The organism is Polaromonas sp. LjRoot131, from assembly GCF_964252805.1.
Taxonomy (GTDB): domain Bacteria; phylum Pseudomonadota; class Gammaproteobacteria; order Burkholderiales; family Burkholderiaceae_C; genus Polaromonas.
This window is the reverse complement of record NZ_CAXUPF020000002.1, coordinates 142662-165841: the sequence shown is the minus strand read 5'-3', so window position 1 is coordinate 165841 and position 23180 is coordinate 142662. Positions and strand designations below refer to the sequence as shown.

Sequence of the window (23180 nt, the reverse complement as noted above, 5' to 3'; positions counted from 1 at the left end):
CAAAACATTGAAATTTGTACAAAATGCACACCATTGCTCTCAGTGAATTTCGCGCCAATGCTTCCGCCATGATCGACCTGGTGGAGCAAGGCGAGACCGTGCGCATACTGCGGCACGGCAAGCCGGTGGCCGAGCTGGTGCCCCTGAAGACCGAGGCGGACACCGCCAAAATCCCCAGCTGGAAAACGCCGTTTGAGCCTGTGGTCCTGCCGCCCGGCAGGTCGCTGTCGCAGGCGGTGCTGGACGAACGGAATGAATCGCCATGGTGAAAAAAGCGCAGGCCGCTTATGCGCCACAGGCTGCCACCACCACCCGCGTGGTGGCGCGCGACGGCGAGGCACGGCTGATGTTTGACGCGTCGGCCCTGACCAAGCGCTATGCCAGCGAAGCCGGGCGCGACCGTGTGTTGAGCTTGTTCGAAACGGCCAGCGAGTTGCTGGTCGCCGCACATTGCAAGACCGAGGTGGCTTCTGCCCTGCTCCGGCGCCGGCGCGACGGTAGCCTGCCCGCCCCTGAATTTGACCGTGCCTGGACAGCCGCGCAGCGCGACGTGGCCGACATGACCCTGGTTCCGCTGGACGAGCATGTCGAGCGCTTTGCCTTTGCCGCCATGGAGCACGGCCCTTTGCGCGGCATGGATGCCCTGCATGTGGGCAGCGCACTGGCCAGCCGGGTGGACCTGTTCGTCACGGCGGACAGGCGCCAGGCGCAAGTGGCGCGCGGCATGGGCCTGGCCACCGAATTGATCGAGAGCTGAGAAGTTAATAGAGTGAGTAGCTGGTCGCAAGGCCCAAAGGTTGGATATGTTTTACCCCCAAGAATTTGACGTGATCGTGGTCGGCGGCGGCCATGCCGGCACCGAGGCCGCCCTGGCTTCGGCCCGCATGGGCTGCAAGACTTTGCTGCTCTCGCACAACATCGAGACGCTGGGCCAGATGAGCTGCAACCCGTCCATAGGCGGCATCGGCAAGGGCCACCTGGTCAAGGAAGTGGACGCCCTGGGCGGCGCGATGGCGCTGGCCACCGACGAAGGCGGCATCCAGTTCCGCATCCTGAACAGCTCCAAGGGCCCGGCCGTGCGCGCCACCCGGGCGCAGGCCGACCGCATTCTTTATAAGGCAGCCATCCGCCGCAAGCTCGAGAACCAGCCGAATCTCTGGCTGTTCCAGCAGGCCGTCGACGACCTGATGGTGGAAGGCGACCGCGTGGTCGGCGCCGTCACCCAGGTCGGCATCAAGTTCCGTTCACGCACCGTGGTGCTGACGGCCGGGACTTTCCTGGACGGCAAGATCCACGTCGGGCTCAACAACTACTCGGCCGGCCGGGCGGGCGACCCGCCGGCGGTGTCGCTGTCGAGCCGGCTCAAGGAACTCAAGCTGCCGCAAGGCCGGCTCAAGACCGGCACGCCGCCGCGCATCGACGGCCGCAGCATCGACTTCAGCAAGTGCACCGAACAACCCGGCGACGGCATGCCCGGTGGCATAGCAGGCCCGGTCCCGGTCTTCAGTTTTATGGGCGGCGGCATTGCCCACCCGAAGCAAATGCCCTGCTGGATCACCCATACCAACGAGCGCACCCACGACATCATCCGCTCGGGTTTTGACCGCAGCCCCATGTTTACCGGCAAGATCGACGGCGTCGGCCCGCGCTACTGCCCCAGCGTGGAAGACAAGATCAACCGCTTCGCCGACAAGGACAGCCACCAGATTTTCCTGGAGCCCGAAGGCCTGACCACCCACGAGATCTACCCCAACGGCATCTCGACCAGCCTGCCTTTTGACATCCAGTACGAGCTGGTGCGCTCCATGGCCGGCATGGAAAACGCCCATATCCTGCGTCCCGGCTACGCCATCGAATACGACTACTTCGACCCGCGGGCGCTGAAATCCAGCTTTGAAACCCGGGCGATTGGCGGCCTGTTCTTCGCCGGCCAGATCAACGGCACGACCGGTTATGAAGAGGCGGCGGCCCAGGGCTTGTTCGCCGGCGTCAATGCCGCGCTGCAATGCAGGGCACTCGGTGGCTTGCCCAACGATCATGGTGGTGCCTGGCTACCCGCACGCAACGAAGCCTACCTCGGCGTGCTGGTCGACGACCTGATCACCAAGGGCGTGACCGAGCCCTACCGCATGTTCACCAGCCGGGCCGAGTTCCGCCTGATGCTGCGCGAGGACAACGCCGACATGCGCCTGACCGAAAAAGGCCGGGAACTGGGCCTGGTCGACGACGCCCGCTGGGACGCCTTCAACCGCAAGCGCGACTCTGTTTCACGTGAAACAGCCCGGCTCCGGGCGATCTGGGTCAACCCCAACAACCTGCCGGTGGCCGAAGCCGAGCGCGTCCTGGGCAAAACGATCGAGCGCGAGTACAACCTGTTGGACTTGCTGCGCCGCCCGGACGTCAACTACGCCGGGTTGATGTCGCTGGAGGAAGGCAAGTACGCCAACCCCGAGCTGGCGGCCGAAGCCGCAGCCAGCGATGACATCGCCAAAAGCGTGATCGAGCAGATCGAAATCACGGCCAAGTACGCAGGCTACATCGACCTGCAGAAGACCGAGGTTGAGCGCGCCGCCCACTACGAAAACCTCAAACTGCCCGCCGACCTGGATTACCTGCAGGTCTCGGCCCTGAGTTTTGAGGCGCGCCAGACCCTGGCCAAACACCGGCCCGAAACCCTGGGAATGGCTTCGCGCATCTCCGGCATCACGCCGGCCACCATCTCCCTGCTGCTGGTGCACCTGAAAAAGAACCTGTGGAAAAACACGGTTCCGCTCCAGGCGGCCGACACCTCCACCGAAAAAGCCCAAGCTTGATGCGGGCCGGTGAACAGGATTTGCGCGCCGGCCTGAAGGCGCTGCAACTGGACCTGGGCGATGCCCAGGTCGGCCAGCTACTGGATTACCAGGACCTGATCGGCAAATGGACCAAGGTCTACAACCTGACGGCCGTGCGCGACCCGGCGGAAATGATGACCCACCACCTGCTGGACAGCCTGGCCGCGGTGCTGCCGCTGCGCCGCCATCTGCAAAAAGCCGGGCTGGCGCAAGGCGCCCGGCTGCTGGACGTGGGCTCCGGCGCCGGCCTTCCGGGTGTGGTCATCGCCATCTGCTGCCCGGAAGTGGCAGTCACCTGCGTGGACACGGTTGCCAAAAAAGCCGCCTTTATCAAGCAGGCGGCGCTGGCGCTCAAGCTGCCCAACCTGTCGGGATTGCACGCCCGGGTCGAAACCATCACCACGCCGTTTGAGGTGATTTGCTCCCGGGCCTTCGCCTCTTTGGCCGATTTCACCAATTGGTCCGTCAATGCCCTGGCGCCCCAAGGTGCCTGGATGGCCATGAAGGGCAAACACCCGGCCGACGAAATCGCCGCCCTGCCGGCCAAGGCCGAGGTGTTTCACGTGGAACAGTTGCAGGTACCGGGGCTGAATGCCGAGCGCTGCATTGTCTGGATCCGGGTGAAAGCCGACGCCTGAACCGGGTCGGAGGCGGCGTGCCGGGGGTTTGATTCCCCCCGCCCGTTGTTCGGGCACAAAAAGAAACCATCGCGGACGCCGAATCGGGCCTGATCGGCCTCCTTTGGCATTCCGGCGGCACACCCCTGTCGTAAACTCGAGCCCTCCTCTTTTTCTCACTTCTGGGAGAACCTCCATGTTGGGCTCATTCGTCGGCATTGCCGACTACGGTGCTTTTGTTGTCGCCATCATTGTGTTTTTGCTGATTCCCGGCCCCGGGAACCTGGCGCTGATCACCTCGACCAGCAAGGGCGGCATCGCGGGCGGCCTGGGTGCGACCTTGGGCGTGATCGCCGGCGACCAGGTTTTGCTCTGGGCGGCGGTGGCCGGCGTGTCGGCCATCATGGCCGCTTACCCCACGGCCTTCCATATCGTCCAGTGGGCCGGCGCCATTTACCTGGCCTGGCTGGGCATCAAGATGCTGCTCGCCAAGCCCGGTGACGCCCCACTGCTGAACATCAAGCCCCGCCACTACTTTCAGCAAGCCATGATGATCACCCTGCTCAACCCCAAGGCGATTGTTTTCTACATGGCTTTCTTCCCGCTGTTTGTCGATCCGGCCCAGCACCAGGGCATCAAGACTTTTGCCGTGATGGCCGCCACGATTGCCGGGCTGACCCTCCTGTACGGCCTGTGCTCGGTCATGATCACCTACCACCTGGCCGAGCGCATACGCGCCAACCCGAAAATCACGGTGGTCCTGAACAAGCTGGCCGGTATTTTCCTGATCGGCTTCGGCCTCAAGCTCGCGGTCTCCAAATAAGCCGCCATCGCATTTCGCGTCCTCATTCGAACAAAAACTAAAAAGCACACATGGCCAAAATATTCTGCGTAGCCAACCAAAAGGGCGGGGTCGGGAAGACAACGACGACGGTGAACCTGGCCGCGGGCCTGGCCAAAGTCGGCCAGCGGGTCCTGATGATTGACCTGGACCCACAGGGCAATGCGACCATGGGATCCGGCGTGGACAAACGCAAGCTGGAAATGACGGTCTACGACGTGCTGCTCGAGTCCGCCTCGGTGGTCGAGGCGCGTGTGCACAGCGAGAAATGCGGCTACGACGTGCTGGGCGCGAACCGCGAACTGGCCGGCGCCGAGGTCGAGCTGGTCGACGTCGAGCGCCGCGAAAAGCGCCTCAAGCTCGCGCTGGCCGACGTCGACAGCCAGTACGACTTCGTGCTCATCGACTGCCCGCCTTCGCTCAGCATGCTGACCCTCAACGGCCTGTGCTGCGCCCACGGCGTGATCGTGCCCATGCAGTGCGAGTACTTCGCGCTTGAAGGCCTGACCGACCTGGTCAACACCATCAAGCAGGTGCATGCCAACCTCAACAAGGACCTGCAGATCATCGGCCTGCTGCGCGTGATGTTCGACCCGCGCATCACCCTGCAGCAGCAGGTCAGCGACCAGCTCAAGGAACACTTCGCCGACAAGGTCTTCAACACCGTGATCCCGCGCAACGTGCGCCTGGCCGAAGCGCCCAGCTACGGCCTGCCCGGCGTGGTGTTCGACCCGGCCTCCCGGGGCGCGCAGGCCTTCATCACCTTCGCCGAAGAGATGGTCGACCGCATCAAGGCCATGTAACCCCGAAAAAGCCAGAACCCTCATAAACAGGGGGTTTGAAGCTATTAAATTCGTAGCACATCGATTCTCCGCGCGCCATGAACCCCCGCAACACCCTGATCCTTCCCGGCTGGCAAAACAGCGGCCCCGAGCACTGGCAAAGCCGCTGGGAGCGGGCGCACGGCTATACGCGGGTGGAGCAGCACGACTGGATGCGGCCGTTGCGCGGTGACTGGAGCGCGCGGCTGGAAGACGTGCTGCTTTCCTGTGACGAACCCGCCGTGCTGGTGGCGCACAGCCTGGGCTGCATGCTCACCGCCGCCTGGGCCTCGCACTCGCGCAACACCCATCGCGTCAAGGCCGCACTGCTGGTCGCGCCGCCCGACGTGGAGCGCGAGGACGTGCGCCAGATGCTGCCGGGCTGGTCGCCCGTGACGATGAACAAGCTGCCTTTTCCCGCCGTGGTGTTTTGCAGCAGCGACGACCCCTTCTGCGCACCCGAACGCGCCCGCCGGTTCGCCGCGGCCTGGGGCGCGGAACTTGTCGACGCCGGGCCGCGCGGCCACCTCAATGCCGACAGCGGCCTGGGCGACTGGCCCGAAGCGCATGCGCGCCTGCTGCAACTCCAGAATCCGGCCCCGGCCACGACGGCAGCATGAAACACATCACCCTCCCCCTGCTGCTGGTCCTCGCGCTGGCCGCCGGCGCCTCGAAGGCCGAGCCCGACGAAGAGCTGCTCGGCAAGGCGCAGGCCTACCCGCTGGGCAACGCCAGCACCTGGTACAGCAATCCTTATCGTGTCGGCTCCTGGTCGGCCATGGACAAGGTACCCGGCGTGAAGGTCCGCGTGGTCGCGCGCCCCGCCGAGGCCAGCCCCCTGCCCCGCGCGGCCAGCCCGGCGTCCATCTCCTACCGCTACAAGGGCATGGGCTACGCACTGACGGACTTCCTGGAGCACCAGCGCACCACCGGCCTGCTGGTCCTGAAAAACGGCGAGATCGTCGCCGAGCACTACCGCTACGGCCGCAAGGACGACGCGCGCTTTTTGTCCTTCTCCATGGCCAAGAGCGTCACTTCGCTGCTGCTCGGCAAGGCGCTATCGCTGGGGCTGATCGCCTCGCTCGACGACCCCGCCGAACAATACGCCAAAGAGCTTGCCGGCACCCCTTACGGCGCCACCACGATTCGCCAGCTGCTGCGCATGAGTTCGGGCCTGACCTTCACCGAACTCTATGACGGCAAGGACGATCTTTCCCGCCTGTCGCGCGCCGCCGCCGGGGCGGCGGGCGCGGGCAAGCCCATTGATGTGCTCAAGTCCATCACCGACCGGCATTCGCCCCCCGGCGAAAAGTTTGTCTACGCCAGCTCCGAGACCGATGTGCTGGGCCGCGTGCTGGCCGGGGCCGCCGGCAAAAACATGTCCGAGCTCACCACCGAGTGGCTATGGAAACCCATGGGCGCCGAGCACGATGCCTTCTGGCGTGTCGGTATCGACGGGCAGGAGCAAGCCAATGGGGGCTTCAACGCCATCCTGCGCGACTGGGCGCGGCTGGGCCAGTTGCTGGCCAATGACGGCCGCGCCATCGACAAGGCCACCGGCAAACCCGGCGCAACGCAGGTCCTGCCGCTGGACTACCTGCTCGACGCCACCGACCCGGCACGCCAGCCGGAGGCCTTCAAGCCGCGCAAGGCCACGCCCTACTTCGGCTATGGTTACCAGTTCTGGCTGATGCCCTTTCGCGAACGCACTTTCGCGATGCAGGGCATCCACGGCCAGACGCTCTATGTGCAGCCCTCCACCGGCATCGTGATGGTGATGACCTCGGTCTGGGAAAAGGCCAGCGGCAAGCAAGACGTCCAACCCTACGAAGAGCGCGACGCGCTGTGGCGCGGCGTGCTGCTCACGCTGGGCGGCAGCACCGTGCAGTAGCCGGCGGCAAGCCCCGGTACACGCAAAGATTTAAACATTCAAAGAGAAAAGAAGGACACCATGGTCACCAAAAAACCCAAAGGCCTGGGCCGCGGACTTGAAGCGCTGCTGGGCCCCAAGGTCAGCGAGACCGCCACCGACGCGGAAAACGCCAGCAACACCGCGAACAGCCCCGGCCTGCCCGCCTCGCTGCGGCTCGAAGACATGGTCGCCGGCCAGTACCAGCCGCGCACCCGCATGGACGAAGGCGCGCTCTACGAGCTCGCCGAATCCATCAAGGTGCAGGGCATCATGCAGCCCATCCTGGTGCGGCGCCTGACCTCCGGCAGCAACGACGGCAAGTACGAAATCATCGCCGGCGAACGGCGCTTCCGCGCAGCCAAACTCGCCGGCCTTGATACCGTTCCGGTGCTGGTGCGCGACGTGCCTGACGAATCCGCCGCCGCCATGTCGCTGATCGAAAACATCCAGCGCGAAGACCTCAACCCGCTAGAAGAAGCACACGGCCTGCAGCGCCTGGTCAAGGAATTCGGCCTCACCCATGAACTAGCCGCGCAGGCCGTAGGCCGCTCCCGCAGCGCCGCCTCCAACCTGCTGCGCCTGCTCAACCTGGCCGACCCGGTGCAGACCATGCTCATGGCCGGCGACCTCGACATGGGCCATGCCCGCGCCCTGCTCGCCCTGGACCGCGCCGCACAGATCACGGCAGCCAACCAGATCTCCGCCAAGAAGATGTCGGTCCGCGAAGCCGAAAGCCTGGTCAAAAAACTCAGCGCCGAGTTCTCCCTCAAGCCGCAAAAATCCGCCAAGGAAAAATCCCGCGACACCCGCCGCGTCGAAGAAGAACTCGCCGACCTGCTGATGGCCGACGTCGAAGTCCGCGTCAAGAAACAAGTCAAACGCAACGGCCGCCGAGAAGACATGGGCGAAGTAGCCATCCAGTTCGCCTCCATGGACGAACTCAACGGACTCATAGAGCGACTGCGCGGCGGCAAGTAGCAAACAGCGGCAGGTCGAGCAGCAGCAGACCTGCTGCCAACCTATCTACCCTCCCCCTCCGCCTCCCCGCTCCCGAACCCGAACCCGCCTGCCCCGTCCTGGCTGGGCCGAGGAGCGCAGAGCCAAGCGGATCAGGGCTGGCGTTGTCTGAGCCGAAGGCGAGTTTAGCCAGACCCCGCTTGGCTCGAGCACCGCAGGTTGCCCGAAGCGAAGCGTAGGGACCCAGACTGCGGGTCGCCTTTTTTTGCTTACTTTTTTTGGCGAAGCAAAAAAAGTGAGTCGCATGCCGGGCGACCCCGGCCAGCAAGCCCACGCAGAGGGCAAACAACCAAAACTACAACTGAAGCGAAGAAGGCAAATACTTAGCCATGAGCTCGTCGTAGTAAGGCTTCAACTCCGCCAGCACCGGCGGCCGCTCATTCTTCGAATAAAGGTCATAAGGATTAAACCTCTGCACCCAAGGAAGGTGCGCCACATCCTGGGCATCAGCAAGATGCCCATACTCCCCTTCCCTGTGCCACGCATAAAACGAGTGATACCGAATCATGTACAGCGCAGGCAGCGGCAAATAAGGTTTCATCAACTGGTACAGGTACTCGTCATGCCCCCATGACATGTGCACAGCATCCAGCCCGCAGCCCGGCGTATAGATCCCGTTCTCACTGTTGTAGCGCGCATCCGCACTGTCGGGGTTCAGCGCGAAGTACTCGGGATAGACGACGCGCTCCGAGAAGCGGCAACCCACCGGAAAGGTATCCCCCACCACGGCCCATTGCGGTTCGCCGAACAGGCACAACACCTTGCCCAGGTCGTGGATAAACCCCGTCAGCACAAACCAGTCGGGGTGGCCGTCGGCCCGTATCGCTTCGGCCGTCTGCAGCAGGTGGCTGATCTGCGGCAGTTCGATGTCCGGGTCCGACTCGTCGACCAGGGTGTTGAGGAACTCCAGCGCGGCCCAGGGCGTCATCTCGCGCTGCGAAAAGCTCAGCCACTGCGCCTTTTTGGCCCGCACAAAGTCCAGCGTCTGGTGCTGGTGGTTGTTGCGGTAGAAGGTGCGCACCCTGTCGAGGCCGGGCTGCGCGTAGTCGCGGTAGGCGGCCCGATCGGGCTCGCCGGCCAGCAGGGCGGCTTGTACGGAAGGGCTGGCGACGCTGGATTGGGGCATGGCGGCGTTCATATACGGGACATTGTAGGAAGCGCCGCCACTGCGTGCAAACCCGGCTGCCGCACCGGGCCGCAGCGGCTATATTGGCGCCAACCTTGCCCTGAAAGCTTCCATGCCCCGCAGACCCTTCTTGCATGCCTCCCTGCGCGCCCTCACCGCCGGCCTCCTGCTGGCCTGCGCCTTTGTCACGGGCGCCATCGCCCAGGCCCAGCCCAAGATCGGTGTGCTCATGCTGCACGGCAAAGCCCCCGGCAGCAACACCACCCCGCACATGAACAGCCTCAAGGCCGCGCTCGAAGGCGCGGGCATGCTGGTGCTCTACCCCGACATGCCCTGGTCGCGCGGCCGCTACCTCGACGGCAACTGGGACAAGGCCATGGACGAAATGGCCGCGCATGTCAAAACCCTGCGCAGCCAGGGCGCCACCGCCATCGTGGTCGCCGGCCACAGCATGGCCGTGCCGGCCGCCATGGGGTTCGCGGCGCGCGGCGGCGACGTGCAGGCCCTGGTGCTGCTGGCGCCCGGCCATGTGCCCGCACGCTACTACACCTTCCAGCAAAACACCTCGGTGCGCGAAAGCGTCGACGAAGCCCGCAAGCTGGTCGCCGCCGGCAAAGGCGATTCGCGTGAACGCTTTTACGACATCAACCAGGGCAAGCAGCTGCCCGTCATCACCACCGCCAAAGACTACCTGAGCTACTTCGATCCCGCCTCCGACGCCGACATGGGTGTCAGCGCGCCGCGCATCCCGGCTGCCACAGCGGTGCTCACCGTGGTCGGCGACGAGGACAGCATCAGCAAATACGCCCGCGCCTACTTTGTCGACAAGCTGCCCGCCAATCCCAAAAGCCAGTACCTCGAAGTCAAGGCCAATCACCTGAGCACACCCGCCGTGGCCAGCGAGGCCGCGCTGCAGTGGATCAAGGCCGCCGTGAACTAAAAAAAGGACGCCCGACATGAGCCCGCAACTCCTCTCACGCCGCCTGGGGCTGCTGCAGGGCTTGTGCATGGCGCTCGCGGGCCAGGGCGCTCTTCAATCCGCCTTTGCACAAAGCGCCGCGCCGCGTGTGGTCGACATTCCCACGCGTCCAGGCGTCACCCAGCGTTTTGTCTACATCGCGCCCTCGGGCCCGCCCAAGGCCTCCGTCATCCTGATGGCCGGCGGCCATGGCGGCCTGCAGATTACCGAAGGCGGCAGCTTCGCCGGGGGCGGCGGCAACTTCCTGGTGCGCACGCGCCAGCAGTTCGCCGACGCCGGCCTGGCCGTCGCGGTCATCGACGCGCCTTCCGACAAACAGTCACCGCCCTACCTCTCGGGCAACCGGCAAAGGCCGGAACACCGCGCCGACGTGCTGGCCCTCATTGCCTGGCTCAAACAGCAATCACCCGTGCCCGTGTGGCTGGTCGGTACCAGCCGCGGCACCCAGTCGGCCGCCTACGTCGCCACCGAAGCCACACCGGCCCAGGGCGGCCCTGACGGCCTGGTGTTGACCTCGACCATCCTGGTCGACCCCAAGGGCCGCGCCGTACCCCAAATGCCGCTGGAGAAGCTCAGCATCCCCGTGCTTGTGGTGCACCATGAAAACGACGGCTGCAAGGTCTGCCTTTTCAGCGACATGCCGATGTTGATGGAGAAACTCGCCAAAACCCCGAAGGCCGAACTCATCCGAGTGAGCGGCGGCCAGAGCCGCGGCGACCCCTGTGAGGCCATGGCCTACCACGGCTTTAACGGACTGGAAGCTGATGTGGTCGCGAAGATCAGCCGCTGGGTGATTGCGGCCAAGCCTTAAAAAGTCGCTCGTAAAACGCTGCAGATTGCGGAAGTTTTTGCGACTTTGCGGCCGTCGCTAAGCCATTGTCCCCAAACAGTTTTTCGCAATGTGTGCGCTTATTTTTGCGACTTTGTTTGCGACTTTAAGACACCTGCCTCAGCTTTGTTCGGGCTTGTCCAGCGGGCTGCTGCCCATGGCCGTATGGTTCAGCGACAGGCTCACACCCGCCCGCTTCTCCGCCTTCTGCACCGTGTCCATCGCATCAGGGTCCGGCGCCACACCCCAGGCCATGGCGGTGGTCAGCACCACCAGTGAAGGGATGGCGCGCAGGTAGCGCGGGTGGAACAGAAAGTCGGCAATCTTCTTCATGGCAGGCACTCCATCAGCAACAACAAATCAACAAGGGTTGATGCTGCGCCGCCCGGCTTAGGGCTGTGCGTCTGCCGCGTTGCGGTTTGTAAGGAAATGCCTCAGTGGCAGGTAAAGACGTACCGGATTGGCGCAGGGCTCATGGACGCCGCGGCTTATTCCAGGAAGCGGTTCACGCTCGCCATCACCGCTTCGGCCTGATCCTTGTGCGCCTCATGGCCCGCGAAGGGAATGTTCAGCAGCTTCGCGCCCTTCACTTGCTCCACCAGCTCGAACACGCTGGCGCGCGACACCAGGTGGTCTTCATCGCCGCGAATCGCCAGCAAGGGGCAGCTTATCTGCCTGACGCAGTCGCCGGGGTAACCGCTGGGGCTGTCGTCCAGCCACATCGGCACGATGGCATCGACCAGGCCCTTGAAGTCGGGCTGCGGGTTCAGCGCGTTGTACAGCGCCACCGTCTCGGGGAATTTTTTTGTCCAGCTCTCCGCCGTGACGCCGGCCAGCAGCTTGCGCACCGGGTCGTCGGGCTTGAGCATCTTGTCGGTGCCTATGGCCACCAGCCGCTCTACACGCATATCCGCCTGCGCGGCCATGCGCAGGGCCGTGATGCCGCCATCACTAAAACCCACCACGCTGCAGCGCTCAACGCCGAGGTGCCGCAGCACACCGGCGGCGTCAAGCGCAAGCCGCTGGTAATTCATCGCCGCCGTCCCCAGCGTCGACTTGCCGTGGCCGCGGCTGTCTATGCCTATCACCCTGAAGCGCTTTGCCAGCCGCGGCAGCACGTCATTGAAATCCCGCAGCGTGCCCAGCCCGCCATGCAAAAACAGCAGCGGCGGATCCGTGCTGTCGCCATGGACCTCAAAGTAAATCTTCGCGCTGTCCAGCGCCAGGTGGTCGCCGCTGTGGTGGTTGAAATGTTCCACGGTCACTCCTGTTCAAGACTGTTCAAGGATGTTCAGGATGGCTGCGCTCAACGCGTCCTCCGCGCCTCAGGTCTCAAGGTCTCAACGCCCGGTCGTACCCCGGCGCGACTGCAGCTGGTTGCTGCCGCCTACGTGCGACTCCCGGTCGCTGCGGCTATTGGCCGTGCGCTGGCCTTCGTTCTTCTGCGTGGGCTTTTGGTCGCCCATCTGGTTGAAATCGTTTTCCACCTTGCCGCCGTGGCCTGACGAGGCCTTGGGGTCGGTGCCGGTGTGGGTGCCGGTGTTGGTGTCTTCCTGCTCAATCGTCGGGTCGGCCGCGGTACCGGTGATGCCCACGCTGCGCTGGATATTCGGTTTGCCTGGTTTGTTCGCCATGGTGTGACTCTCCTTGTGAAGGGGTTTAAAAAAGGGGTTCCGGCGTGTTCAGCCGGTATGGCCGAGCCCGGCTCGGCAATCTTGCGGTGCTGCTCGGCCATCGGGGCGAAGCGAAGAAGATTCCATGATGGAGGCCTCCAGAAGAAGAAAAAGAAAAGGGTTGAACACACGCCGGCGATGCAAAGAAAGCCGGCCCGTACCAACCCATTCTGGAAACCCCCAAAACCCGCCGGTGTCAGACAGCGCCCCGTACCCCCGCGCGACAAGGCGAGGCCAGGCGCTTATTAATCAGTCACTCAGTCAGCCCGCAGCAGACATGTCCGAGAACTGCGCCTCGATCTTGTGCCCGTCGAGGTCACGCACAAAACAGCCGTAATACTGCGGCCCATACAGCGGCCGCGGCCCGGGCGCGCCATCGCCCTGGCCGCCCAGCTCCAGCGCCTTGGCATAAAAGGCATCGACCTGGGCTTTGGAGACGGCCAGGAAGCCAAAGTGTGAGCCATTGCCCACATGCGCCTTGCCGCCGTCATGCGGCACACCCACCCAGAACTCCGGGTAAGCCCGGCCAAAGGCCACAGCTCCGGGGTGCTCCATGATCACCTTGATCTCCAGCGTGCCCAGCACGGCCGTGTAGAAGGCCTTGGCGCGCTCGTAATCGTTGGTGCCTATGGAGACGTGGGAGATGATGCTTTCGGGGAGGGAGGGGATGTTGGGCATGGGCCTTGTCCTTGTTGAGTGGGAAGGAAAAGCTTAGCCGGCCGAATCGGCCCTGGCAATGGAGACCCCAGTTCCTCGAAGCCTATTGATGCGGTATCGTGCAATACAAACAATGAGCAGAGGGAGGGTCGGATGGATCACAATTTCCTGAAAGGCAACGATCGGGAGCGGCCCTTTGCGCCTCCCCCTGAAAAACCAATACTGCGTTGGCTTAGTGCCCTGCTCACTCTACTGGCTCTCACCTATGCCGGCTATCGGCTTATTGAGTGGTTGACCTATCGCCCGCCGGCCGCTGCGATTAAACAAACTACCGTCTCCAACCCGCCAATGGAACATCCCTCAGCGCGCCCTCCTCAATCAAGCGCACCTTCCGTGCTCGACCCTGGGACCAAAACCGTCACCAAATGCGTGATCAATGGCAACACGAGTTATGGCGATGGCAGTTGCGGAGCAGGGGGCGTGACAACCCAAGTGCCAACTAAGGCCAACCACAATTTGATGGTGGCAGTTCGACCACAAGCACCGGCACAAGCCGAGGAACCAATAAGCCAACCGGTCGCTGAGATGAAGGACCAGCCCACAAGCGCTGCATCGGTAGTCAAAGCCAGATGTGAGGCGCTTGAAGCCAAAATAGCCTCGCTTGACGCGATGGGACGCCAACCTCAAACGCTGCAGACTTATGATTGGATTAGGGACGAACGCAAAAAAGCTCGGGATGAGCAATTTCGGGTCCCGTGTAAATAGAATTTGTCGCTGATTCTTTTTAAAGCGATGACGCAGCAGTTTTAAACTCGGCTACCCATGAGGCAAGAACTTTGAGCGAAGTAAAACTTCATCACGGTGATATTCAAGATAACTTCGCTGACCAGTAGAAAAGGTACCAACGTTGCGCTTATCGCTTGGGGAAATACCCATACGCGCGAGTGACTCCAGATGCGCCACCGGAGAAATTACTAAATCTCCGTTTCCCTCGAACCCAATGAATCCTTGGTCAAAGAGATGATCCATTGTTGGCGTGAGTAAGAGTCCATTCTCACCATCCAGTCGTTCTTTATTGGAAGAGTCACGCCACGGCTTGCAATGACTCGCTCGCAAATGCTCTTCCTTCGTAACGCCAGTTATCCGGCACGCCCTCTCCAACGCCATGACCCGCTGCTTAAAAAGGCCCTGACCTCGGCGAGCCATCACAACGGTTTCTTTCTCCGTCGCTGTTATTCGGTCGTCTCCTTGAACCTGAGCAATCAGATGCTCTTCCCACTGAAGCTGAATCACCGACGACTGGGCGAGGCCCGGTTCGCTCCCACGGAAGCCCATTACCAACGTTCGCGCTTCACTACCAAGAAGGTCAACAAGCGCGGCAGCAAAAGCATCCGGCAAATACGTGAGGTAAACACCCTGCATACCCATACCGTCAGGACGTAACGGCGCATACACCCTTGGGAGCAAAGGGGCCAGCACATTCATGTAGTCGGAAGGCCGAATTCGCGAACGCAGTTCAACGAACGATACGTTCACGCGCCAGCCAATATTTTCCCAATAAGCTCCTGTGGATCCGAATTCAGCCGGCTTAGGTGACTCTTGCGCGTGAGATGTTGCTATGCCGATCGCGGCAATCAGGGTGCCAGCAAAAGAGAAAATCACGTCGCCCGAAGAGACCTCACGCATGAAATCATAAAAAGGATTTCGGGCCTGGTTTGCCTTGCGTTTGGGCGACCAAAGATAGCCGCCATCCACTTCTTGGCGGTAAGTCTGATTTTGATTGACCCACCAGTAACGCAATTTATATTTCGCCATCCCAGGCTTGACCGCCCGCTGTGACCTCTTCAACTTTGCGGCGGCTCAATAAATGCAGATCAGTCCATGTTAATCCATAGATCAAACTTAGAAGCTATAGGAAGCCCCAAGTACCTTTTCACACTTCAGCGTACTTCGCCACCAACGCCCCGACCCCCGGCTTGGCACAACGCTGCAACGCCAACAGCACCCCATGGTCAGGCCGCGCCACCCGGTGCCGGCTGCGCAAGTCATCCTGGATCTGCCCCAACAAAGAAGCCGCCATCTCCGCATCTGCCATGGCCCTGTGGGCACGGCCGGCTCTGGGCAGGCGGTGGTAGTCGATCAGCACGCCTAGCTTGTGGCTGGGAGCCTGGGGATACAGCCTTCGGGCGACCAGCATGGTGCAGGCGAAGGGTTGGCTGGCTGTCCTCTCCCCCGCCAGGCCAAGCTCGGCTTCCCAGAAGCGGCGGTCAAACGAAGCGTTGTGGGCCACCATGGGGGCGTTGCCGACAAAGCGGCTGGCTTCCCTCATCACGGTATCGGCCGCGGGTGCGGCGGCGACCATGGCGTTGCTGATGCCGGTCAGGCTTTCGATAAAGGACGGGATGTAGCGCCCCGCATTCATGAGGCTCTGGAAGCTGTCGACCACTTTGCCGCTTGCCTGGTCCACCAGCACGATGGCGACTTCAGTGGCGCGGTCGCCCATGGCGGGGGACAGGCCCGTGGTTTCGAAGTCGATGACGGCGATGCAGTTGTTGCTGCTCATGGCTTGTTGTTCATGCAAAGAAAAACACCATGAAGTTCAGCACCTGCGTGAGGAGGCTTGACTTTCATGGTGTTGATCACGGTCCGGTTCGTCCTGGGTGTTCGCCCGGGCCAAGCCGCCATTGGGCTATTTGTAAAACGACTCGACCTTGCCCTTGAGCTTGATCATCAGCGGGTTGCCCTTGCGGTCGACCTTGTTGCCGACGGGGACCTTGATCCAGCCTTCGCTGATGCAGTACTCGGCGACGTCAAAACGTTCCTTGTCGTTAAAGCGAATGCCGACGTCGTGCTCGAAGATGGCTTTGACGAAATGCGGGCTGCGCTCGTCGGTCGAGAGATGATCGGGCAGCGCCGGGCGTTCGGTGGATGGTGCTGCTGTTGTGGTTTCTTCGGTCATGTGATTCAAGACGGTTTGGACTGATTAAATTGGTGGAGGGAAATGACCCGGCAAACTCTTTTCACCCGCATGTCAGCTTCTGGTCGCCCCCGGTGTTGTTGAGCGCGCATGGCTTCAACGGTATCTATTCGAGTTTGCACAGCTTGCGCAGCCCAACGGACGAGGTCTGATGGCTGTTGCTGACCTGAAGAATTTTCCGCAGTTAATGCTGATCGACTCATCAAGGCTTCCTGGTCAGTTCCACGCGCAGATCGATCATTTTCCCGACGCCAGGAAAATGATCGTCTCGACAATCAAACGTCGATATTTGCAGCGCGTAGAGCATTCTGTTCAATGAACTCGCGGCGCGGCTCGACTTCGTCGCCCATCAGCATGGTGAAGACGCGGTCGGCTTCGATGGCGTCGTCGATCTGCACGCGCAGCAGGCGGCGCACGGTCGGGTCCATCGTCGTTTCCCAGAGCTGGGCGGGGTTCATCTCGCCCAGGCCTTTGTAGCGCTGGCGGGCCGTGGCGTTTTCGGCCTGGCCGATCAGCCATGCCATGGCCTGGCGGAAGTCGTTGATCTTTTCTTCCTTCTGGCGTTCGCCTTCGCCGCGCATGACTTTCGCGCCTTCGCTGATCAGGCCGCGGAAGGTGGCGGCGGCTTCGGCGAGGGTGGCGTAGTCGGCGCCGTGCACAAAGTCTTGAGTCAGCACGCTGCTCTTGACGTTGCCGTGGTGGCGGCGGCTGATGCGCAGGATGGGCTTGTCGTTGCGGGTGTCGAACTCGCCGGCCACTTCGGCGGGGGTGCCGGTGGTGTTCAATTCGCGCAGCTTGGCTTGCAGGGCCACGGCGGAGACTTCAGCGTCGGCCACGGTGTCGAGGTTGAGGCTCACGCCGTCGGCAATCGCACGCAAGGCTTCTGCATCCATAAAGCCGCGCAGGCGGGCAATGACGGATTCAGCCAGCTGGTGTTTGCGGGCCAGCTCGGCCAGGGTGTCGCCGGTGAGCGTGGATTTTTCGTCGGGGCCGGTCTGCACGCTGGCGTCTTTGAGGGCAATGCGCAGCAGGAAGCCGTCGAGGGCGGCCGTGTCCTTGAGGTACTGCTCTTCCTTGCCGGCCTTGACCTTGTAGAGGGGCGGCTGGGCGATGTAGATGTGGCCGCGCTCGACGAGCTCGGGCATCTGGCGGTAGAAGAAGGTCAGCAGCAGGGTGCGGATGTGGGCGCCGTCAACGTCGGCGTCGGTCATGATGATGATGCGGTGGTAGCGCAGCTTGGCGACGTTGAAGTCGTCGGTGCCGGCCGTACCGCCCACGCCGCCGGCCTTGCCGATGCCGGTGCCCAGGGCGGTGATCAGCGTCAGGATTTCATTGCTGGTCAGCAGCTTTTCATAGCGGGCTTTTTCGACGTTGAGGATCTTGCCGCGCAGCGGCAGGATGGCCTGGAACTTACGGTCGCGGCCCTGTTTGGCGGAGCCGCCGGCAGAGTCACCCTCGACCAGGTAGATCTCGCACATGGCGGGGTCTTTTTCCTGGCAGTCGGCGAGCTTGCCGGGCAGGCCCATGCCGTCGAGCACGCCTTTGCGGCGCGTCATGTCGCGGGCCTTGCGCGCGGCTTCGCGGGCACGGGCGGCTTCGATGATCTTGCCGACGATGATCTTGGCGTCGTTGGGGCGTTCCTGCAGGTAGTCGTGCAGCAGGCGGCTGACGATGTCTTCGACCGGGCCGCGCACTTCGCTGGAAACCAGCTTGTCCTTGGTCTGGCTGCTGAACTTGGGCTCGGGCACCTTGACGCTGAGCACGCAGCACAGGCCTTCGCGCATGTCGTCGCCGGTGACTTCCACCTTGGCCTTCTTGGCCAGCTCGCTGTCGTCGATGTATTTGTTGATGACGCGGGTCATGGCGGCGCGCAGGCCGGTCAGGTGGGTGCCGCCGTCGCGTTGGGGAATGTTGTTGGTGAAGCAGAGCACCTGTTCGCTGTAGCCGCTGTTCCACTGCATGGCGACTTCAACGCCGATGTTGGTGCCCTGGTCGCTCTGGCGGTCGCCCATCGCCGCGAAGACGTTGGGGTTCAGGATGGTCTTGCCTTTGTTGATGAAATCCACAAAGCCGCGCACACCGCCGGCGCCGGAGAAATCGTCTTCCTTGCCGGTGCGCTCGTCTTTGAGGCGAATGCGCACGCCGTTGTTGAGGAAGCTCAACTCGCGCAGGCGCTTGCTCAGGATTTCGTAGTGGAAATCGTTGTTCTCTTTGAAGATCTCGGTGTCGGGCAGGAAGTGGACTTCGGTGCCGCGCTTGTCGGTGGCGTCCATGACCTTCATGGGTGACACGTCGATGCCGTCGACCTGTTCGATGATGCGGTTCTGCACAAAGCCGCGCGAGAACTCCATGACGTGGACCTTGCCGTCGCGGCGGATCGTCAGGCGCAGCATCTTGCTGAGCGCGTTGACGCAGCTCACGCCGACGCCGTGCAGGCCGCCGGAGACCTTGTAGCTGTTCTGATTGAACTTGCCGCCGGCGTGCAGTTCGGTCAGGGCAATTTCAGCGGCCGAGCGTTTGGGCTCGTGCTTGTCGTCCATCTTGATGCCGGTGGGGATGCCGCGGCCGTTGTCGGTGACGCTGACGGAGTTGTCGGTGTGGATGGTGACCACGATGTCGTCGCAGTGGCCGGCCAGGGCTTCGTCGATGGAGTTGTCGACGACCTCAAACACCAGGTGGTGCAGGCCGGTGCCGTCGGAGGTGTCGCCGATGTACATGCCGGGGCGCTTGCGCACGGCTTCCAGGCCTTCGAGGATCTGGATGGAGCCTTCACCATAGGCTTCGGACGCGCCGGCCTGGTTGGTGTCGATCTTGGGCTGGAAATTGGAGCTTTCCTCGGTGGCTGCACCTTCGGACACATGCACCTGTTCGGCTTCGTTCACTTTGTTTTCTTCAGTCATATCCGGCTTCTTTTCCGATCTGTTTCGAGATCTTTTTATCGATCTCTTTTCGAATTGCTTCGATTTCTTCAATCTCTTGAATGACCAAACCCGCGGAAGGTCGCGGGTCTGTCTGGGTTCTGGAGGTGTGCTGTGCGCTAGATGCGCATGGGCATCACCACGTATTTGAAGGCCGAATCGTCGGGGATGGTCAGCAGCGCGGAGCTGTTGGAATCGGCCAGTTCGATCTTGACCATGTCCTGGTCCATATTCGCCAGGGCGTCGATCAGGTAGGTCACGTTGAAGCCGATTTCGATGGCGTCGCCGCCGTAGTCGATGTCAAGCTCGTCGACGGCTTCTTCCTGCTCGGCATTGTTGGAGGCCACGCGCAGGGTGCCGGGCTCGATGTTCAGGCGCACGCCCTTGAACTTCTCGCTGGTCAGGATGGCGGTGCGCTGCAGGCTGGCCAGCAGGGGCACGCGGCCCAGGGTGATGATGTTTTTGTGGTTCTTGGGGATCACGCGGTTGTAGTCGGGGAACTTGCCTTCGACCAGCTTGGTGACGAATTCCATGCCTTCAAAGCTGAACTTGGCCTGGTTGCCGGCGAACTGCATTTCGATGGCGCCCTCTTTGTCGCTGAGCAGGCGCTGCATTTCGAGCACGGTCTTGCGCGGAAGGATCACTTCCTGCTTGGGCACTTCGACGTCGAGCATGGCCGAGGAGAAAGCCAGGCGGTGGCCGTCGGTGGCGACCAGGCTCAGCTGCTTGCCTTCGGCGACGAACAGGATGCCGTTGAGGTAGTAGCGGATGTCATGGACCGCCATGGCGAAGGAGACCTGGTTGAGCAGCTCCTTGAGGACTTTTTGCGGCACCGAGAAGCCGGGGCCGAAGTTGGCGGCTTCCTGGACCAGGGGGAAGTCTTCGGCGGGCAGGGTCTGCAGCGTGAAGCGGCTTTTGCCGCCCTTGAGGATCAGCTTGTTCTGCGAGGACTCGAGCGAGACGGTCTGGTCGCTGGGCATGGAACGCAGGATGTCGATGAGCTTGCGGGCACCCACGGTGGTGGTGAAGTTGCCGGCGTCGCCGTCGAGCTCGGCCGTGGTGCGGATCTGGATTTCGAGGTCGCTGGTGGTGAGCTGCACTTGCGCGCCGGTCTTGCGGATCAGGACGTTGGCCAGAATCGGCAAGGTGTGCCTGCGCTCGACGATGCCGGCGACCGATTGCAGTACCGACAAAACTTTATCCTGGGTTGCTTTCAGAACGATCATGACTTCCTCTGTATATATCTTTAATTCTTTAATTCAAATTAGTAGTAGTAGATAAGGGCGGCACCAATCTGTGGATAGTGCCATTTTCCCCTTTTTGATCAACCACTTGGCGTTTGTTTAACCATGTGTCCAGATACCGTGGAAGCCTGCTGCCGGATATGAACAACTTTCGATTGTCATCTGCTTCTGTGGATAAACCATGGGTTGTTCAAAAGTTGTCCCCAAACTTGTTGTGAAGGCATTTAAGCCGGGGATTGGTCCTGAAAAACTGAGCGCTAAAGGATTCATTTGCCATATGTGCGATATATAAGGAGCGCTTTCAGCCCTTCAGGGTCTGCTCCAGCACGTGCAGCTGCTGGTTGAGCTCGGTCATCTGCTGGCGCTCGGCGGACATCTTGCGGACGGCGTGCAGCACCGTGGTGTGGTCGCGGCCGCCAAAGAGCTCGCCGATCTCGGGCAGGCTCTTCTGGGTCAGTTCCTTGGCCAGATACATGGCGATCTGGCGCGGCCGGGCGATGCTGGCGGGCCGCTTCTTGGAATACATGTCGGCGACCTTGATCTTGTAATAGTCGGCGACGGTCTTCTGGATGTTCTCGACGCTGATCTGCCGGTTCTGGATGGACAGCAGGTCGCGCAGGGCCTCCCGGGCCAGCTGGATGGAGATTTCCTTGAGGTTGAAGCGGGAGTAGGCCAGGATCTTGCGCAGCGCGCCTTCGAGCTCACGCACGTTGGAGCGCACGTTCTTGGCGACGAAGAAGGCGACCTCCTCGGGCATGGAGGCGCCTTCGGCCTCGGCCTTGCGGATCAGGATGGCGACGCGCATTTCGAGCTCGGGCGGCTCGATGGCGACCGTGAGGCCGGAATCGAAACGCGACACCAGGCGCTCGTGGATATCCGTCAAACCCTTGGGATAAGTGTCGCTGGTCATCACAATGTGCGACTTTTTGGTCAGCAAGGCCTCGAAAGCGTTGAAAAACTCTTCCTGGGTGCGGTCCTTGTTGGCAAAGAACTGGACGTCGTCGATCAGCAGCAAATCCAGGGAGTGGTAACGCTCCTTGAATTCATCAAAAGTCTTGCGCTGGTAAGCTTTAACCACATCTGAAACAAACTGTTCAGCGTGGATGTAGAGAACTTTGGCGTTGGGGTTGTCGGCGAGCAGTTTATTGCCGATGGCGTGCATCAAATGGGTCTTGCCCAGGCCGACGCCGCCGTAGATAAAAAGCGGGTTGTAAAGCTGGCCGAGGCTGCTGGAAACATGCAGCGCCGCAGCCCGGCCCATGCGGTTGGCCGTGCCTTCAATCAGGGTGTCGAAGGTCAGCGCGCTGTTGAGCCGGTTTTTGAAAGGGGCGCCGGCGGCTTCTTCGGGAACGCCCAGGCCGGCCGGCTCGGGAATGTTCGAGCCCTCGAAGCTGCGAATCAAAGATGCCGACTTGACGGGCGCCTCGCGAGGAGCGAGCGCTAACTCAAGCGGTATACTCTGGCCTGAAATCTTCTCGAGCAGGGCGGCAATACGGCCGGCATACTGGGCACGCACCCAGTCCAATTTGAAGCGATTACCCACCAGAACGGTGACTTTGGAGAGATCGGCCGCGACGTCAACCACCAGCGGACGGATCCAGGTGTTGAACTGCTGCTCGGGTAATTCCTGCGCCAGATGGTCGACGCAGCTTTGCCACAAGTCCTGGCTCAGGTTTTGGACGGATGCCTCACTCATGCTGGTTTTTGCCGGGTTGCCGGCCTGGCAAGAGAGGCCAGGCGGCGTGTCGCTGCTTGTGGATATTGTTAATTTTGAGCACCGGCAATTGTAGTCCGCGCGGGGAGTTATCCACAAAATAATTGCTTCGGGTTTCAACCTATTTCGGGCTCCCCCGGCGAGGGTCCGGCCGGCTCCGGCGGCCTTGCGGCGGCGCCCGGCGGACCGGCCAGGGGCTTCTCAGCCTTTACCCCCAATGAGCGGGCTAACTTGTTGCCAGCGTTGGGAAATCTGCGATAATCATGGGTTTCCCTGATTCGCAGCGGGTTTGATACCTGTTTGCAGACTTGCAGAGTTGGTTGTGTTGTACGGCCACCAAGATCATTCGAATCGCCCAGGGGAAGAAGCTTTGTAGCTGACCGGCTAGCAAGCTAATAGGACCAGGACTCATCATGAAACGCACATACCAACCCTCCAAAGTCAAACGCGCCCGTACGCACGGCTTCCTGACGCGCATGAAAACGCGCGGCGGCCGCGCAGTGATCGCTGCACGCCGCGCCAAGGGCCGCAAACGCCTGGCTGTCTAAGCCTGTCGTTTTTGCTGGCCATCCGCAGTTTTTCGAACTGACGCCTGGCGCTCGTGCAGCGGCTTCAAACCCGTTCCCAGTTCCAGGCAGTCCTTGCCGGCGCCATTGTTGCCAAAACAACGCACTTCGCATTGCACCGCAATGCGCTCGATGCCCAGCCCGTGCAAGCCGAATCCGGCAGCCTTGTTGATGTCCCCGCGGCAAGGTCGCTGTTCCCCGTCCAGGACGTCTGGCTCGGGGCGATGGTTCCCAAACGCTGGGCCAAACGGGCTGTCACGCGCAACGCCATCAAACGCCAGATCTACACCGTGAGCGCTGATTTTTCGCATCAGTACCCCCAGGCCGCGTATGTGGTCCGCTTGCGGCGTGATTTTTCGCGCAAAGAATTCATCAGCGCCACGTCCGAGCCGCTCAAGCAAGCCGTGCGCGCCGAAGTCCAGGCCTTGATGCAGGCGGGGGCCAAAGCGCCATGA

General features: G+C 62.0%; 25 protein-coding genes. 14 read left to right on the top strand and 11 right to left on the bottom strand.

Going from position 1 to position 23180, the window contains the following annotated elements; translation table 11 throughout:
• The first annotated feature begins 23 nt into the window (after positions 1-23).
• From ACSQ27_RS11185 to ACSQ27_RS11145, 9 genes are all read left to right on the top strand, one after another.
• Positions 24-269, top strand: a complete 246-nt coding sequence (locus tag ACSQ27_RS11185) for a type II toxin-antitoxin system Phd/YefM family antitoxin (RefSeq protein ID WP_436155576.1) — start codon at positions 24-26, stop codon at positions 267-269.
• Positions 263-757: a type II toxin-antitoxin system VapC family toxin gene (locus ACSQ27_RS11180; RefSeq protein ID WP_436155575.1), complete on the top strand. Its 495-nt coding sequence runs from the start codon at positions 263-265 to the stop codon at positions 755-757. Before ACSQ27_RS11185 ends, ACSQ27_RS11180 begins: the two co-directional genes overlap by 7 nt.
• A 46-nt stretch (positions 758-803) precedes the next feature.
• Entirely contained in the window at positions 804-2813 is a 2010-nt protein-coding gene (gene mnmG / locus ACSQ27_RS11175; protein WP_436155574.1) for a tRNA uridine-5-carboxymethylaminomethyl(34) synthesis enzyme MnmG, read from the top strand.
• Positions 2813-3472: a 16S rRNA (guanine(527)-N(7))-methyltransferase RsmG gene (gene rsmG, locus ACSQ27_RS11170; protein WP_436155573.1), complete on the top strand. Its 660-nt coding sequence runs from the start codon at positions 2813-2815 to the stop codon at positions 3470-3472. Before mnmG ends, rsmG begins: the two co-directional genes overlap by 1 nt.
• Positions 3473-3647: 175 nt before the next feature.
• Complete coding sequence (locus tag ACSQ27_RS11165) at positions 3648-4274, top strand: LysE family translocator (protein ID WP_436155572.1); 627 nt, start codon at positions 3648-3650, stop codon at positions 4272-4274.
• A gap of 50 nt (positions 4275-4324) precedes the next feature.
• A complete protein-coding gene (locus ACSQ27_RS11160) occupies positions 4325-5095 on the top strand; it encodes a ParA family protein (RefSeq protein WP_436155571.1) in 771 nt (256 codons plus the stop codon).
• A 77-nt stretch (positions 5096-5172) separates the two neighbouring features.
• A complete protein-coding gene (locus ACSQ27_RS11155) occupies positions 5173-5733 on the top strand; it encodes an RBBP9/YdeN family alpha/beta hydrolase (protein ID WP_436155570.1) in 561 nt (186 codons plus the stop codon).
• Positions 5730-7004, top strand: coding sequence for a serine hydrolase domain-containing protein (locus ACSQ27_RS11150; protein WP_436155569.1), 1275 nt, complete (start codon positions 5730-5732; stop codon positions 7002-7004). Before ACSQ27_RS11155 ends, ACSQ27_RS11150 begins: the two co-directional genes overlap by 4 nt.
• A 60-nt stretch (positions 7005-7064) precedes the next feature.
• Positions 7065-8003: a ParB/RepB/Spo0J family partition protein gene (locus tag ACSQ27_RS11145; protein ID WP_436155568.1), complete on the top strand. Its 939-nt coding sequence runs from the start codon at positions 7065-7067 to the stop codon at positions 8001-8003.
• A gap of 334 nt (positions 8004-8337) precedes the next feature.
• On the opposite strand, the gene ACSQ27_RS11140 is transcribed toward ACSQ27_RS11145, so the two are convergent.
• Positions 8338-9168, bottom strand: coding sequence for an inositol oxygenase family protein (locus ACSQ27_RS11140; RefSeq protein WP_436155567.1), 831 nt, complete (start codon positions 9166-9168; stop codon positions 8338-8340).
• Between the two features lie 112 nt (positions 9169-9280).
• Between ACSQ27_RS11140 and ACSQ27_RS11135 the strand changes: the two genes are divergently transcribed.
• The gene (locus ACSQ27_RS11135; protein ID WP_436155566.1) at positions 9281-10108 is read left to right on the top strand and encodes an alpha/beta fold hydrolase; all 828 of its coding nucleotides are present in this window, start codon (positions 9281-9283) and stop codon (positions 10106-10108) included.
• A gap of 16 nt (positions 10109-10124) precedes the next feature.
• A complete protein-coding gene (locus ACSQ27_RS11130) occupies positions 10125-10958 on the top strand; it encodes an alpha/beta hydrolase (RefSeq protein ID WP_436155565.1) in 834 nt (277 codons plus the stop codon).
• Between the two features lie 138 nt (positions 10959-11096).
• On the opposite strand, the gene ACSQ27_RS11125 is transcribed toward ACSQ27_RS11130, so the two are convergent.
• The 4 genes from ACSQ27_RS11125 to ACSQ27_RS11110 form a co-directional block, all read right to left on the bottom strand.
• The gene (locus tag ACSQ27_RS11125) at positions 11097-11309 is read right to left on the bottom strand and encodes a hypothetical protein (protein ID WP_436155564.1); all 213 of its coding nucleotides are present in this window, start codon (positions 11307-11309) and stop codon (positions 11097-11099) included.
• A 155-nt stretch (positions 11310-11464) separates the two neighbouring features.
• Positions 11465-12235, bottom strand: a complete 771-nt coding sequence (locus ACSQ27_RS11120; protein WP_436155563.1) for an alpha/beta fold hydrolase — start codon at positions 12233-12235, stop codon at positions 11465-11467.
• A gap of 81 nt (positions 12236-12316) precedes the next feature.
• The gene (locus ACSQ27_RS11115; protein ID WP_436156245.1) at positions 12317-12610 is read right to left on the bottom strand and encodes a hypothetical protein; all 294 of its coding nucleotides are present in this window, start codon (positions 12608-12610) and stop codon (positions 12317-12319) included.
• Between the two features lie 300 nt (positions 12611-12910).
• Positions 12911-13327 (bottom strand): VOC family protein, encoded by a 417-nt coding sequence (locus ACSQ27_RS11110; protein WP_436155562.1) that lies wholly within the window; start codon positions 13325-13327, stop codon positions 12911-12913.
• A gap of 132 nt (positions 13328-13459) precedes the next feature.
• Between ACSQ27_RS11110 and ACSQ27_RS11105 the strand changes: the two genes are divergently transcribed.
• Complete coding sequence (locus ACSQ27_RS11105; RefSeq protein ID WP_436155561.1) at positions 13460-14071, top strand: hypothetical protein; 612 nt, start codon at positions 13460-13462, stop codon at positions 14069-14071.
• Between the two features lie 51 nt (positions 14072-14122).
• On the opposite strand, the gene ACSQ27_RS11100 is transcribed toward ACSQ27_RS11105, so the two are convergent.
• From ACSQ27_RS11100 to dnaA, 6 genes are all read right to left on the bottom strand, one after another.
• Complete coding sequence (locus tag ACSQ27_RS11100; protein ID WP_436155560.1) at positions 14123-15121, bottom strand: HNH endonuclease; 999 nt, start codon at positions 15119-15121, stop codon at positions 14123-14125.
• Positions 15122-15239: 118 nt separating this feature from the next.
• Positions 15240-15869 (bottom strand): 3'-5' exonuclease, encoded by a 630-nt coding sequence (locus tag ACSQ27_RS11095; RefSeq protein WP_436155559.1) that lies wholly within the window; start codon positions 15867-15869, stop codon positions 15240-15242.
• Between the two features lie 126 nt (positions 15870-15995).
• On the bottom strand, positions 15996-16265 hold the full coding sequence (locus tag ACSQ27_RS11090) for a DUF3297 family protein (RefSeq protein ID WP_436156227.1): 270 nt from the start codon (positions 16263-16265) through the stop codon (positions 15996-15998).
• 293 nt (positions 16266-16558) lie between these two features.
• On the bottom strand, positions 16559-19183 hold the full coding sequence (gene gyrB / locus ACSQ27_RS11085) for a DNA topoisomerase (ATP-hydrolyzing) subunit B (RefSeq protein ID WP_436155558.1): 2625 nt from the start codon (positions 19181-19183) through the stop codon (positions 16559-16561).
• 137 nt (positions 19184-19320) lie between these two features.
• Positions 19321-20427 (bottom strand): DNA polymerase III subunit beta, encoded by a 1107-nt coding sequence (gene dnaN / locus ACSQ27_RS11080; protein ID WP_436155557.1) that lies wholly within the window; start codon positions 20425-20427, stop codon positions 19321-19323.
• A 319-nt stretch (positions 20428-20746) separates the two neighbouring features.
• A complete protein-coding gene (gene dnaA / locus ACSQ27_RS11075; RefSeq protein ID WP_436155556.1) occupies positions 20747-22141 on the bottom strand; it encodes a chromosomal replication initiator protein DnaA in 1395 nt (464 codons plus the stop codon).
• A gap of 431 nt (positions 22142-22572) precedes the next feature.
• On the opposite strand from dnaA, the gene rpmH reads away from it, so the two are divergent.
• Both rpmH and ACSQ27_RS11065 read left to right on the top strand, forming a co-directional pair.
• A complete protein-coding gene (gene rpmH / locus ACSQ27_RS11070; RefSeq protein ID WP_007862708.1) occupies positions 22573-22707 on the top strand; it encodes a 50S ribosomal protein L34 in 135 nt (44 codons plus the stop codon).
• Positions 22708-22760: 53 nt separating this feature from the next.
• Complete coding sequence (locus tag ACSQ27_RS11065; RefSeq protein ID WP_436155555.1) at positions 22761-23180, top strand: ribonuclease P protein component; 420 nt, start codon at positions 22761-22763, stop codon at positions 23178-23180.